Annotated in this window: 15 protein-coding genes; all 15 read right to left on the bottom strand. The window is 44.8% G+C overall.

Annotation, left to right across the window (positions count from 1 at the left end):
- Positions 1–37: 37 nt before the first annotated feature.
- Positions 38–742 carry a TIGR04219 family outer membrane beta-barrel protein gene (locus NGM44_RS01720; protein WP_253223964.1) on the bottom strand — a complete coding sequence of 235 codons (705 nt, stop codon included), beginning with the start codon at positions 740–742 and terminating at the stop codon, positions 38–40.
- Between the two features lie 114 nt (positions 743–856).
- On the bottom strand, positions 857–2,920 hold the full coding sequence (gene metG, locus NGM44_RS01715; RefSeq protein WP_253223963.1) for a methionine--tRNA ligase: 2,064 nt from the start codon (positions 2,918–2,920) through the stop codon (positions 857–859).
- 63 nt (positions 2,921–2,983) lie between these two features.
- Positions 2,984–4,135: an ABC transporter permease gene (locus tag NGM44_RS01710; RefSeq protein WP_253223962.1), complete on the bottom strand. Its 1,152-nt coding sequence runs from the start codon at positions 4,133–4,135 to the stop codon at positions 2,984–2,986.
- Positions 4,132–5,325, bottom strand: a complete 1,194-nt coding sequence (locus tag NGM44_RS01705; protein WP_253223961.1) for an ABC transporter permease — start codon at positions 5,323–5,325, stop codon at positions 4,132–4,134. Before NGM44_RS01705 ends, NGM44_RS01710 begins: the two co-directional genes overlap by 4 nt.
- A gap of 41 nt (positions 5,326–5,366) precedes the next feature.
- Complete coding sequence (locus tag NGM44_RS01700) at positions 5,367–6,524, bottom strand: HlyD family secretion protein (protein WP_253223960.1); 1,158 nt, start codon at positions 6,522–6,524, stop codon at positions 5,367–5,369.
- A 36-nt stretch (positions 6,525–6,560) separates the two neighbouring features.
- The gene (locus NGM44_RS01695) at positions 6,561–8,006 is read right to left on the bottom strand and encodes a TolC family protein (RefSeq protein ID WP_253223959.1); all 1,446 of its coding nucleotides are present in this window, start codon (positions 8,004–8,006) and stop codon (positions 6,561–6,563) included.
- 47 nt (positions 8,007–8,053) lie between these two features.
- Complete coding sequence (locus NGM44_RS01690) at positions 8,054–8,473, bottom strand: stringent starvation protein B (protein ID WP_253223958.1); 420 nt, start codon at positions 8,471–8,473, stop codon at positions 8,054–8,056.
- Positions 8,470–9,099 carry a glutathione S-transferase N-terminal domain-containing protein gene (locus NGM44_RS01685; protein ID WP_253223957.1) on the bottom strand — a complete coding sequence of 210 codons (630 nt, stop codon included), beginning with the start codon at positions 9,097–9,099 and terminating at the stop codon, positions 8,470–8,472. The genes NGM44_RS01690 and NGM44_RS01685 overlap by 4 nt, the downstream gene beginning before the upstream one ends.
- Positions 9,100–9,235: 136 nt before the next feature.
- Positions 9,236–9,961 carry a cytochrome c1 gene (locus NGM44_RS01680; protein WP_253223956.1) on the bottom strand — a complete coding sequence of 242 codons (726 nt, stop codon included), beginning with the start codon at positions 9,959–9,961 and terminating at the stop codon, positions 9,236–9,238.
- The gene (locus tag NGM44_RS01675) at positions 9,961–11,166 is read right to left on the bottom strand and encodes a cytochrome bc complex cytochrome b subunit (RefSeq protein WP_253224593.1); all 1,206 of its coding nucleotides are present in this window, start codon (positions 11,164–11,166) and stop codon (positions 9,961–9,963) included. The genes NGM44_RS01680 and NGM44_RS01675 overlap by 1 nt, the downstream gene beginning before the upstream one ends.
- A gap of 23 nt (positions 11,167–11,189) precedes the next feature.
- Positions 11,190–11,774: a ubiquinol-cytochrome c reductase iron-sulfur subunit gene (gene petA / locus NGM44_RS01670; protein WP_253223955.1), complete on the bottom strand. Its 585-nt coding sequence runs from the start codon at positions 11,772–11,774 to the stop codon at positions 11,190–11,192.
- A gap of 588 nt (positions 11,775–12,362) precedes the next feature.
- Positions 12,363–12,749 carry a 30S ribosomal protein S9 gene (gene rpsI, locus NGM44_RS01665; protein ID WP_078254214.1) on the bottom strand — a complete coding sequence of 129 codons (387 nt, stop codon included), beginning with the start codon at positions 12,747–12,749 and terminating at the stop codon, positions 12,363–12,365.
- A gap of 9 nt (positions 12,750–12,758) precedes the next feature.
- Positions 12,759–13,190 carry a 50S ribosomal protein L13 gene (gene rplM, locus NGM44_RS01660; RefSeq protein ID WP_078254213.1) on the bottom strand — a complete coding sequence of 144 codons (432 nt, stop codon included), beginning with the start codon at positions 13,188–13,190 and terminating at the stop codon, positions 12,759–12,761.
- Positions 13,191–13,411: 221 nt separating this feature from the next.
- A complete protein-coding gene (locus tag NGM44_RS01655) occupies positions 13,412–13,603 on the bottom strand; it encodes an NF038104 family lipoprotein (RefSeq protein WP_253223954.1) in 192 nt (63 codons plus the stop codon).
- A gap of 26 nt (positions 13,604–13,629) precedes the next feature.
- A complete protein-coding gene (gene rsmD, locus NGM44_RS01650; protein WP_253223953.1) occupies positions 13,630–14,229 on the bottom strand; it encodes a 16S rRNA (guanine(966)-N(2))-methyltransferase RsmD in 600 nt (199 codons plus the stop codon).
- Between the last annotated feature and the right edge of the window lie 18 nt (positions 14,230–14,247).

Genomic DNA, 14,247 nt, shown 5'->3' with positions numbered 1-14,247 from the left:
AGCGTATCATAATCGATACGCTTGATGAGAAATGGGATTAAAAATGTGCTTCTAAGCCGACATAAGGACCTTTGAACTCCGCCTTGTATGGAGTTTGCTCACCAAAGATGCTGCCTAAATACTTAACTTTGGTTTCGTCATAATCAACTGACAAGATGCGATAGCCACCTTTTAGACCTAGGTCAAATACTGGAGTTTTGATAAAGTCATATTTCACTTCAGCTTGCGCATCAGTGGCTTTGACATTACTGCCCACGCCCACGCCCAGTTCGGCTTTGGCAGACAGGCCAGTGAATGGCAATTTTGCGCCCACAGATGCATATGCCATTGGCATGGTTTTGTCCAAATCCATCGTGCTGCCGCCTGCGTATTTAACATCACCTGAGATGCGCTTTGCACCCAAGCCGACATCTAGGCTCACCACATTGTCCAGCAGTTCATAATAAGCGATGGCGTCAGTACTGGTAAAATCAATCTCATTACTACTGGTCAAAGTCGGCTCAGTGCTGTTCAATGACGCATAGCGCACGCGGACATTTGGCACAAGTGGCACGCCATGCTCAAAGCTTGCCGATGCCATAAAGTTGCCTTTGTCATCGAAATTGCGATCTTTGCCATCATCGGTGATGTCAGCAGAAGTGTGCCAATAGTTACCATCGACATATAGGCCGTACAAGGTATCAGCATGGGCGGTGGTCGCGGCAGTGGCTAGGATTAGGCTTGATAATAGTAGTTTTTTCATAATTTATATCTTAAAAGTTGTTAAAAAATTATTTTACAAAGTTGATCTGCAAACCATCTGCAAGCTGAAAAAGTGCCAAAAATCACCATCAGCTTGCAAATGGTTTCATGGACATTATGCCAAAGTTGCACCCACTGGCATGGTGTTCGGCAGGGTAATGACGGTGAGATTACCGTCTTTTTCTGCGGACAAGATCATGCCTTCAGAGATGCCAAATTTCATCTTACGCGGTGCAAGGTTGGTCACACAGACGACTTTTTTGCCTGTCAGCTCTTCAGGTTTATAAAACTTAGCAATACCGCTAAAGACATTACGCGTCTTGTCTTCGCCGACATCTAGAGTGAATTGCAAAAGCTTATCCGCACCTTCGACAGAGTTGCACTCGATGACATGAGCAACTTTCATGGTCACTTTGGCAAAGTCATCAATACCGATGTACTCGCCATCGGTGGCGTCTTTTTTGGTTTTATCGGCTTTTTTATCGGTCTTTTGAGCTGATTTATCGGCGGCTTTGGTATCCAGTGATTCTTTAGAATTACTCACCATAGAATCAATTTTGTCTTTCTCAACGCGGCTCATCAGTGGGCTAAAGGCATTGATGGTATGACCAAAAAGATTGGTGTGACGCGTATCAAAAGCAAGGCTATCGATATTCAAGAAAGTGCGTGCATTTTCTGACAAAACAGGCAAAATCGGCGCAAGATAAATCACAAGCTTGTGGAAAATATTCAGCGCAACGCTGCATACTGCCTGTACTTCATCGCTCTTGCCTTCTTTGTTCAATGCCCACGGCTTGTGCAGATCGATGTACTCATTCGCCTTATCCGCGCACGCCATGATCAGACGCGTCGCACGACCAAATTCACGCGCTTCATAAGCTTTGGCAATCTCATCGCCAGCGTCAATGATGTCTTGCACCAAGGCAGGTTCGGCAAGGCTGTCAGCAAGTTTACCGCCATTGTTCTTGTGGATAAAGCCTGCACAGCGACTGGCGATATTCACTACTTTACCGACCAAGTCCGAATTGACTTTTTGCATAAAGTCATCAAGATCAAGGTTAAGATCTTCGACGCTTGCAGATAGTTTGCTGGCAAAATAATAGCGAAGATATTCAGGATTCAGATGCTCAAGATAAGTTTCTGCTTTGATAAAAGTACCGCGCGACTTACTCATCTTCTCACCATTGACGGTCAAAAAGCCGTGTGCATTGACCGCTGTCGGTGTGCGAAGCCCAGCGCCTTCAAGCATTGCAGGCCAAAACAGCGCATGGAAATAAACGATGTCTTTACCGATGAAATGATACAGTTCGGTTGTGCTGTCTTTTTTCCAATATTCATCAAAATCAAGCCCTGTACGCTCGCACAAGTTTTTAAAACTTGCCATGTAGCCAACAGGGGCATCTAGCCATACATAGAAATATTTATCAGGTTCGCCCGCTGGCGTATTTGGAATCTTAAAGCCAAAATACGGTGCATCACGGCTGATGTCCCACGGGGCAAGACCTGCGTCAAACCATTCAGACAGCTTATTATAAATCGCTGATTGCAAGCGGTTGTCGCCTTTTGTCCATGATTTTAAAAAGTCTTCAAACTTTGGCAAATCAAAGAAATAGTGCTTGGATGATTTGACCACAGGCGTTGAATTGCTGAGTGTTGAATACGGATTCTTCAGCTCGGTGGCGTTATAGGTGCTTGAGCAGACTTCGCAGTTATCGCCGTATTGGTCTTTTGCGCCGCATTCAGGGCATTCGCCTTTGACAAAGCGGTCGGCTAGAAATAGACCTTTTTCGGTGTCGAATAATTGCTCAACATCTTTGGTAAAGATATAGCCGCCTTGCTCAAGCTTGGTGTAAATCTCTTGGGAGAACTGCTCATTCTCTGGGCTGTGCGTCGAGTAATAATTATCAAAACCGATATGAAAGCCTGCAAAGTCCTTTTCGTGCGATGCTTTGATAGTGGCGATTTGTTCTTCGGGGGTGATGCCGTTGGCTTCAGCCTTTAGCATGATGGCAGTGCCGTGCGCATCATCGGCGCAGACATAGGTGACGGTATGACCCATGGCTTTCATGGCTCGCACCCAAATGTCGGTTTGGATGTATTCCACCAAATGCCCTAAGTGAATCGGGCCATTGGCATAAGGCAAGGCACTGGTAACAAGAATTTTGCGATTGGCGCTCATGAATTTACCCCAAAAATTATTCAAATGAAAATCTTTCTATCATACCGTAAATCGGTAGAAAAATCATCTAAAATTCGTTGGCATGGTTGGTTGTTGATCATTTGGTTTAAGACTTGGCTTAAGACACAGCCGCCATAGGGCAAGTAGGCTCATGATGAGCATGACGGCAAATAAATAAAACAGCTTGGGTGCGATGAGCTGGGTAGGGACGCCCATTTGATTGAGCTGTACAAACATCTGAATACCCTGTGTGCTCGGCAGAAGCTCGGCAAAACTGACAAGCAACTTTGGCATACCAACAAAAGGATAGGCAAGCCCTGATAATAAAAACAGTGGCACAGATGAAAAAATCAACAGTTGCCCAACTCGCTCAGAGCGATCAAAAAATGATGACAGTGCTGATGCGATGGCAATGACAGCACCGACAAAAATCGGTGTCGCAAGCACCATGCCCCAAAAATTGCCACCACGGGGATAGTCCTGCTGCCAAAACACAAAGCCATACAGATACCAGCTTGATAAAGTGCCAATCATTCCCGCTACGAGATATACAGAGATGAGTTGGCTGATGCGTAGTCTTTGATGTGTTTGTTGAAAACCGCAAATAAGCATACCGACACCAAGTAGTAGCGTCTGATGAACAATCAAAGGGGCTATGGCGGGAAAAACATAACTACCATACCCGCTTGTGGTATTAAATAGTGGCTGTCTGTGTATAAGTGTCGGCAGCTGTAGATGGCTGATTTGGGTAAATTTAGCCATCTCATCAAAAAGCACTTGTTCAAGCGAGCTGATCAGACCTGTGCTTACTGTCTGTGTTCTAAGCAGATAAGCCCCACTCAGATACAGTCCGATACCACCAGTTTCGCCATGATGGATACTTTGGCTGAGTGTCTTTGGTAGGTATAAAATCCCTTCAGCGTGCATATTTCGTACTTGTTTTAGCGCTTGGGGTAGGCTGTTTGTGATGTCAATAACTTCAACATTTGGGCTGTGTGATGTAGTGCGGATGATGGTGTGGCTGAGTGCGCTTTGTTCTTCATCGACGATGATTAGGGGGAGTGCCTGTGCATGCTCGGCATGATAAGCGGTGGGATAAAAAATGCCATAAAAGCCGATTGAGAGCACCATCGTCAATAAAATAGAGCGGTTTTTTAGTATTGCAAGAAAAGTTGCAATACAGTCTTGAAATAGTGTAAAAATCGCTTGCTTCATGATGATGCGCCTGTATTGGTGACTAGATTGTTGGCAATTTTGCACACCAGTATCAAGCAGATACTACCAAAGAGAAAGACAAATAGCAGTAAGATGAGTAAATTTGGCAACATAGACTGCCAAGGACTGCCAACAATCCAGCTTTGGGTTTGAAGCTTGGCAAAGCTAGTAAATGGAATGATGTTTGACCAAAACTGCGTAAATGTCGGCGCATTATTGAGCGGTAATGACACACCGGCAAAGCTCATCGATGAGCCGCCATAGACCGCGAGCAGCCCAAAGCTTTTGTTTGCATCACGAACAACTAGAGCAACCATAGCACCAAATAGTGCATAAGCACCATAAAATAGCACCTGCGCCATCATCAACCACAGTGCGCTACCTGCGATGGCATATTGGCGCACCCAAATCATCCAAGTAAGCCAAATCGCCGCCCATAGGATTATCACTAGCGTGTAAAGACTTACTTTACCAAGCAAAGCGGCAATGGGTGAAGCCTTGAGCCAATCGCTAGCTGTACCGTCGGCAAATTCAATGCCTATGGCATACGCCACCAAACAGCTTAAGAGTAGATGCAATACTGCCGCTACCACAAACGGCGATAAAAATAGCTCATAACTTAGTGTGGGGTTGAATAAAATTGTCACCTTAACAGTAGGTAATGCTAAGTGCAACGACGGTAGGGTGTTAACCAAATACGACTCACTTAAAAACGACTCTACACCTGATAATGCAGCGGATGACATCGCTGATGCGCTACCACTGCCCATGCTGTATAAGGCTTGATTGTAAACCAAAAGCAGTCCAGGATCTTCGGCATTGACCAAACGAGTTTCGGCATTTTTTGGGATATATAGATAGCCACCGATGTCAAGTGTGTTGATGGCACGCTCTGCATCTTGTGGATTTTGGCTGACTGCGACGACATCCAGCGATTGATGATGGCTGATATGGCGGACAATATGATGGCTTAGCTCGCTTTGATCTCGATCGATGACCATGATGGGTAGATGTTCGGCTTTGGTATGGATGAACATACTTCCAAACAGCACAATCACCAATAGTGGTATGCCAAATAGCGCAAACAAATCCCAACGGCTATCAGAGACTTTGCGCACTTCACGAAAAAAGCTGTCACAAAATCCTGTCAAAAATCGAGAAAATGCGGATGGCTTGGGTGGGTATGTCATAAAAAAGCTAAATGGCGACCATGATGTTGATGTACTTGATTCTAACGATTTAGTCGAATATCAAAAATGACACTCATGCCTGTGATCAGTCCATCGATTGGCGTGGTTGGTGTGAGTGTCACTTCAAAACTTCTGATGTCATAACCGCCGGTTTGCTTGTTGCTTTTGATGGTAGCAAACTCTCCTTCAGCGCCGATATGACTGATGCGAAAATCGATTTTTTTATCCAGCGCAGGGATATATCCTGTCAAAGTGTCGGTACTACGGATGCTCGGTAGGTAGTCTTCACGCACGCTTAGCAGCACATGTTCGCTTGGGTGAATCATGCTAATCACAGGGACGGCGATGGCGACAAGCTCGCTTGGTTTGGCATAGATTTTATTGATCGTACCATCAATTGGGGCGATGAGCGTTGTCTCTGCATCGAGCGCTTGTGCTTCAGCGACAGCGGCCTTGGCGATTTGCACCTGCGCATCGGCACTGGATTTGGCTTCATCGCTACGACCATGTTTTGCCTTGAGATACTGCTGGTGTGCAGCTTCACTCATCTCAGCCGATGATGTCTTGGCTGCCATCATCTCATCACGACGCTGACGACTGATGACACCTTCTTGATATAGGTATTCTCCCCGATTGGCAGTTTCGTGAGCGAGCTTGGCTTGGGCTTGCAGACTTTGCCAATTGGCATATAGACTATCGGTATTTTCTTGGCGAGTGCCACGCATGGTTGCTTGCTGTGCTGCGAGTGCAGATTGCAAGGCGGCATCAGCCTGTTGTTTTTTGGCTTCGATTTCTGGACTAATGAGTTTGGCTAGTATTTCGCCTTTTTTCACCATTTGTCCTTCTTTGACATAGATGGCATCGATGCGACTTGGTAGCTTGGTGCTAAGGTTGACGGTTTCACCATCAACTTCCCCTTGTAAGGTGATGATATCATCGCCCACGAGTTTGTTTTTGGTTTTGGCGATAAACCTATTAGATTCATTGGCTGGGTGTGGTGCAGTGCTAGTATCTTCATAGCTTTTTAGCAGCCCATAAGCAATGAGTAGTAGTAGCGATGCGATCAAGACCGCCACTAATAAAATCACGATGGGTTTTTTGTTTCGTTTTTTATAAGTGGCATCAGCTGCTTGCGGTTCGCTATACTCAGTGATTTGGGTTTCGTCTGTCTGCTTTGAAGGTTTGGGTGTTTTGATCATGGCGATAGTGTATGATAATTATATAGTGTATGATAATTATAAGGTGATGACATCGGCCTGATGTAGATAGTGGCTAAACTGATCAAGCTCGCCTGTGTGATGAAGTAAATTTGCTAATGCCATCACATAGCGATAAGCATTCGTCGCCATCTCGCTTTCAACTTGTTGTAATCGAGTCTCGGCATCGACGACATCAGCGACAGTACCAAATCCTTCTTTAAAAGCAAGTCTTTGGATGCGCAGATTTTCGATGGCTGCTGATTTATTTTGTGCAAGTAGCGACTGTGTGCGCTGCGCATGTTGTAGCTCTAGATAAGATAGGTGCATGGCGCTTGTTAGGTCGGTTGTTGCTTGTGTGGCGCTTAAGGCAGCGGCTTGTGCTTGCAGGTTGGCTGCTTGAATTTTGGCATCACGATCAAGCCCAGAGTATAGCGTGTAATTGGCAGCAATACCGACGAACCAGTCACCGTCATCAGGTGTGTATTCACCTAGGGCGAACACTTTGGGTTTTTTGGCGGATTTTGCCAAACTAGCACGCTCGTTGGCAAGCTCGATGTCTTTGGCAAGTTTTTGACTGGTGGGCGCATTGGTGTTGAACTTATTTACCAAGCTATCCCAATTTGGCTGTAGGGTGTGATTGATAAATAATGGCGTCGTAAGTGCGCTGATGTGCTGGCTGTTTAATAAGCTTTGTAATTGAAACAGGCTTTGTTCATAAGTTAGAATGCTATTTTGGTACAGCTGCTGAGCGTGATTGCGTGCTACTTCAAACTGCATCCGCTGACCACGACTGATAAAACCCACTCGCTCAAGTTGATGTGCATTATTGACATGAAGTTGCATCGCATCATATTGTGCTTTTGCGCTGTGCTGTAATGCTTGTTGTAATTTTGCACCAAAATATAAGCGAATCAGATTGAGCCGCTCAAGCGAAATTTGCTCAAGTTCAGACAATGATTGACGCTGCGCACCAAGTTTGGCGATTTGCTGACTGCTATGAATCGCACCACCTGTATAGATTGGCATGGTCACAGCGATGCTTGGTGTGAATGAGCTATCTTTTGCATCAAGATGTACTTCGTTTGGCAGGCGAGAGACGGCACGATTTAGTAGCGTATGTGTTGTGGTATTGACAATTTCTGCACTGATTGCGTCCAGACCAAGATTGCCAAGATTGGCGCTTTGTTGATCAAGCTGCTGACCAATATCTTGAGCCAGCTGATTTTTGAGTGCTTGCGTTGAGATGTCAGCGGTCTGATGATAGCTAAGCGCTCGCATATTAAGCGATACCGTCGGCCTGCCTAAACCCTGCACGGCTTTGACTTCTTGTTCGCTAGCTTGGCTAAGCAATGCCGATGCCTGTACACGATTTGACTGTGTGAGCAAGTCGGATTCAGCCTGCTCAAAGCTATAACTGTACGCTGTTGTCGATAAGCTTGCAATGCCAATTAGGACACCAATAAATTGTGCACAAAGCCGCATAACTCTCACCACTTGAATGAAATTTCAATACAGACGATAAGCATAATCTAATCCAAGATGCGTAAGGTTGTACCTTTGCTTGATGATTCGTTGCCGGTATCGTCATCAGATGCACTATCTGCTTGCTCGGCTTGATAGCCGTCGTATTCTGCCGGGTCAAAAAATGCCCCATGCTCAGGGTCTTCTTTGGCATAAATGCCCATCACCGCCTGCATCGGTATCCACAGTTCATGTGAGACGCCACCAAAGCGTGCAGAGAAACTGATGGCATCATTATCAATCATAAGATTATGCGTCGCTTGATAACAGCAAGCAAGCACCAAACGGCCATCTTGGGCGTATTCAAGTGGTGCGACGACATCTGCGTGCGTAGCATCAATCATGATATAGGCGGTGAAATCATTATCTTCTAGCCATTCATGAAAAGCACGGACGATATAAGGACGTTTTGGGCTGGGTGTGGTCATGGATAATCCTTAAAAACCAAACTGGCTTTAAAACTTTCTCGGTCAAATAGACGCTGTTGATATTCAATGAGTGGACGGCAAAGACGCTGGGGAAGTTCAATTCCCATTTGCGGCAGTCGCCATAATAAAGGTAGTAAAATCACATCACACCACCCAAAGTCATCGGACATAAAATAGGGTTTATGCCCAAATAAGGGCGAAAGCGTGATGAGTGAGTCTGATAGTGATTTTTTGGCATTGGCAGCCTTTTGGTCGTCATAGCTGTCAGGGTGAGTAAGTAGGGTATAAGCTTCAGACAGCCAATCTTTTTGTAATCGCCAAGCCAGTAGGCGAACTTGGGCACGTTCTTTGGGTGTGATGGGTAGCAATCTTGGGAATTGATGACGCTCTTCCAAATATTCAAAGATAACATTGATCTCATACAGTGCCACATCGCGATTGGCAAGTACGGGCAGGGTGCGGTATGGATTGAGCTCACTAAGCTCTTCAGGGCGTTCATCATCAATCGGATGCAGGTGGTAGTTTAATCGCTTTTCTTCTAACAACAGACGCACCAAGTGGCTGTTCAACCCTTGGTCGGCATATAGGATAAATTGTGTTGGTGGGAGTTGCGATAAATTTTCCATTGGACACTGCTTGGATAAATACGCTGTTAGTTTAGCAAAATTTTGTTGTTATGTGTAAAAAATATCTTTGATAAATCGCCAAATAAAAAAAAGACCGACTGCTAAGCAATCGGTCTTTTTGATACGGAATCGGTGCTTATTTCACATCTTTCCAGAATTCTTTGTTCAACAGGTAAACAGGAATTAGTAGGATAAGTAGGAATAGCACGACAAATGCACCGTAGATTTTGCGGTCATGGCGGACTGGCTCAGCCATCCATGCCATGAAGTTCACCAAATCACCAACGCGTGCTTCGTATTCTTCTTGACCAAGCTGCTCTTGCATATTGTGCAGTACATGTGGCATTGCAGCGTTTGCTAGTACCAAGTTGTTCGCACCCCAAGGACGGCTTGGGTCTTCATAGAAGCTTAGTAGGTAAGTATATACCCAGTCATCACCACGCAGACGCGTTTCTAGTGATAGATCTGGTGGAGGTGCACCGAACCAGCTGGCTTGTAGTTCAGGATCAATGCCTGCAGTGATGTGATCACCGATGGCATTAGATGTCACCATCAAATACTTCTCAACCAACTCAGGTGGAATCTCAAGGTCTTGAGCCAGACGCGAGTGGCGGACATACTGTGCGGTATGGCAACCAACACAGTAGTTCATGAACATTGCCGCACCGCGTTGTAGCGAGCCTTTGTTGGTCAGGTCAATCGGTGCTGTGCTGCACTGAAGTGTCGTCACTGTGCCGTCAGCTTCAGTATAAGTACCACAGCCTGCACCACCTGCAGCCATTGCGCTTGGGCTTGCCATTACGGCAGCGGTCGCAAGAGCGGCACCTGCACCAAATTTGGCTAGAGTTTTAAAAGCTTTCATTAGTGACCTCCGGTAACACGCTCAGGTGGTTGTTTGCATTTTTCAATTGATGTGTAGAACGGCATCAATAGGAAGTACAAGAAGTAAAGTACAGTACAGATACGACCAACGATCGTCGCTGTTGGGCTAGCAGCTGTACCACCTAGGTAGCCTAGGATAATGAAGCTGATTACGAAAATCACCAAAGCGATTTTTGATAGAATGCCCTTGTAGCGGATAGAGCGTACAGGTGAACGATCTAGCCATGGTAGTACGAACAATACAGCAATCGCAGCACCCATCGCGATAACACCACCTAGCTTGTGCGGTACAGCACGAAGGATTGCGTAGAATGGCATATAGTACCAAACTGGTGCAATGTGTGGTGGAGTTTTTAGACCGTTAGCAACTTCGAAGTTTGGTTTTTCTAGGAAGTAGCCGCCACCTTCTGGTACGAAGAATACCACAGCGAAGAAACAGATGAAGAATACCACGATACCAACCATGTCATGCACGGTGTAGTATGGGTGGAAAGGTACGCCATCTAGTGGCACGCCGTTTTTGTCTTTTAGTTTCTTGATGTCGATACCGTCTGGGTTGTTCGAGCCGACATGGTGCAGTGCAACTAGGTGCATAAATACCAAGCCAACCAACACTAGCGGAATAGCGATTACGTGTAGGGCGAAGAAACGGTTAAGTGTGATGCCAGAGATTAGGTAGTCACCACGAACCCATTCAGCCAAACCATCACCAATGAATGGAATCGCTGCAGGTAGGTTCAAAATAACCTGTGCACCCCAGTATGACATATTACCCCATGGTAGTAGGTAGCCGAAGAAGCCTTCAGCCATCAAGCATAGGTAGATACCCATACCGATTAGCCATACTAGCTCACGTGGTTTCTTATAAGAACCGTATAGCAAGCCACGGAACATATGCAGATACACGACAATAAAGAATGCCGATGCACCAGTTGAGTGCATATAGCGAATCAACCAACCGCCTTTGACATCACGCATGATGTATTCAAGCGATGCAAACGCACCTTCTGCGCTTGGGTTGAACATCATGGTTAGCCAAATACCAGTAACCAATTGGTTCACTAGTACGACCATTGACAATACGCCGAAGAAGTACCAAAAGTTAAAGTTTTTTGGCGCATAGTACTTCGACATATGATATTCATAAGTCTCAGTCGCAGGGTAGCGTGCATCCACCCAGCTCATAAACTTCTTAGCGATACTCATGATTATGCCTCCCCAACGGTCAAGATAGTGCCACTGATGCTATAGATTGGCACTGGTAGGTTTGTAGGGGCAGGAACACCGCTATAAACACGTCCAGCTAGGTCATATAGCGAACCGTGGCATGGGCAGAAGAAACCGCCATACCAATCAGCGCCACCAAGATCAGCAGCGCCCACTTCTGGGCGGAATGTCGGTGCACAGCCTAGATGCGTACAAACGCCTTCAACCACCAGAACCTCTGGAGTCAAAGAGCGAGTTGCATTTTTGCATTCTTCAGGCTGAACCGATAGCTCAGAATTTGGATCGCTTAGTTTAGGGGTTACTTTCTCAAGGTTTGCCACCATTTCTTCGGTGCGTTTTACGACAAAGATTGGTTTGCCACGATATTTCACGGTAATCATTTGACCGTTCTCAACACCAGCGATGTCTTGAACGACAGCAGCACCTGCGGCTTCCGCTTTGGCGCTTGGATACCAAGAACGCACAAATGGGGTGGCAATCGCACCCACACCGACTGCACCGATGGCAGCAGTGGTTGCGATTAGTACTCTACGGCGTTTAACATTCACGCCTTCGGCATGGCTCATTAAAACTTCCTCCAGAAAAAGAATGGGAGTATCCCATACTGGGTGTGTGGCATTTATAATAAAACAATTTTATTATAGATGCCACATTTGCTGTGCCTATTTTGCTAAATATGACTATTTTAAGCTATTTTTGTAATAAAATAAATTCTTCTCTTACAAAGTTTCGAAAAAAAGTCGCAAAAATTTTAATGAATTAACAAAAAAGTGGCTTTTGTTAATCTATAATTATCACTGTTTAATAATTTATAGAACAATCATAAAAAATAAGCCAATTTTCATCTCTCATATGTTACTTTATTTTCGCCAATATTTCTACTTTGCTAAGCCAAAATTGTGTAAAAATTAGACAAATTGACGATTTGTTATTAGAAAATATAAATTAATTGATTTATAGATAACCAAAATAATTATAGTGATACTAACTAAATTTTTACAAGCTGTTAAAAATATAAATGGAAATAAATTAAGCGTGTCATTTGAGATTTTAGTAGTACTTGATAAGTTACTCTTGTAAGGTAAATTATCAAAACTGGATAATAAAAAACTCCCGATAACAATCGAGAGTTTTTTTGAACGATAATCGTAAAATTAACGTTTTGAGAACTGTGGACGACGACGTGCTTTGCGTAGACCAAGTTTTTTACGTTCAACTTCACGAGCATCACGAGTAACGAAACCAGCTGCTTTTAGTGCAGGCTTGTAAGTTTCGTCTTGTTCGATCAATGCACGAGTGATACCGTGACGGATTGCACCTGCTTGACCATTGATACCGCCACCAACAACAGTGATGTATAGATCAACGCTGTTAGATAGGTCTAGAAGTTCTAGTGGCTGACGAACAACCATACGAGAAGTTTCACGACCAAAGTATTCGTCAAGTGATTTACCGTTTACAACGATGTTACCTGTGCCTTTAGACAAGAAGACACGAGCGGTAGAAGTCTTGCGGCGACCAGTGCCGTAATTGCGTTCCATAATGTCTCCTTAGATGTCTAGTACTTTAGGTTGCTGAGCTGCGTGTGGGTGTTCAGTACCCGCATACAGTTTTAGCTTTTTGATCATTGCATAGCCCAAAGGACCTTTTGGAAGCATGCCTTTTACAGCTTTGTGCAACACATCTTCTGGCTTGTGTGCTAGAAGTTTAGTGAAGTTAGTCTCTTTGATACCGCCTGGATAACCAGTGTGGCGATAGTACTTCTTGTCCTGAGCTTTTTTGCCAGTTACAGCAATTTTGTCAGCATTGATCACAACGATATAATCGCCAGTATCAACGTGTGGAGTGTACGATGGCTTGTGTTTGCCACGTAGACGAGAAGCAATTTCAGAAGCTAGGCGACCTAGTGTTTTGCCTTCAGCGTCCACGACATACCAGTCATGTACAACTTCAGCGGGTTTGGCACTGATAGTAGTAGTCATATAAAACCTATTTAGTTGAGTTTGAGAGATAGACAAATAAAAATCTCAAGCCATAAGCTTGATTTTATTTGTTTTTTAAGTTGGGGAAACGAAGGGCTCTCAAAAAACAGTCCCCATTTTACCAAATTTTATAGCACCAATGCAAGTGCTATTTGGCATTTGATAAACTTTTTTTGTCAAGATTTGTCACTGATAAATGATATAAATACCGTGATTGGGTATCACTTTTTCTTGTCATCATCGTCATCATCGCTATCACCTGGGATGATGGCTTTGCCGACGGCGACAGTGCCTTTGATGACGCCTTTGGTGGTTTTGTAGGCGATTTTGGCGGGTACAGTGACGACTTTATGAACACAAGCTTGTAATAATAGTGCGCTTGACAATAAACTGATTAATAAGATGGTTTTCATAAATTATCCAATGATGTGCTATGCTATTATAGCGTGGCAACAGGCGTGAGTAAATAGGCGTGCGCTTGTCCGACTTTGGTGTATTTGACGGTGTCAAATTGCTGAAGTGTTTGTTCGTTGAGCACGGTATCAATCGGCTTATCCGCTTCAAGATAAATCAGCGTATCGCTATGCATGAGCTGACGAGCCTGTAGTACATCCATCAGTGGTTGCCACAGCATCGCAGCGTAGGGCGGGTCGATAAAGATGATATCAAAAGGCGTGCCCAATGTCTCAATCACTACCAGCGCATCACCATTGATAATGCGTGTTGTGGTATCGATGTGAAGTAGCTTGGCATTGGCGGTGAGCTGTTTAGCCTGTATGGGATTTTTTTCGATTAAGACAGCACTGCCTGCACCACGAGAAATGCACTCAAAGCCAAGCACGCCACTGCCTGCACAGACATCAAGTACACGAGCGTCAGTAAGCGCACCCATCAGCCAGTTAAACAATGTCTCCCGCAAGCGGTCAGGTGTTGGGCGCAGTCCATCGGCATCAATAAAGGATAAAAGGCGGCGCTTATGCACACCGCCGATGATGCGTACTTGATTGGTTTTTTTGTCGTTATTTTTTTTGGTTTTCATAAATGGCTAAATCTTGGC

This window comes from Moraxella sp. FZFQ2102, from assembly GCF_024137865.1.
In the GTDB taxonomy this organism is placed as follows: Bacteria; Pseudomonadota; Gammaproteobacteria; order Pseudomonadales; family Moraxellaceae; genus Moraxella.
This window is presented reverse-complemented; position numbering and strand designations above follow the sequence as displayed.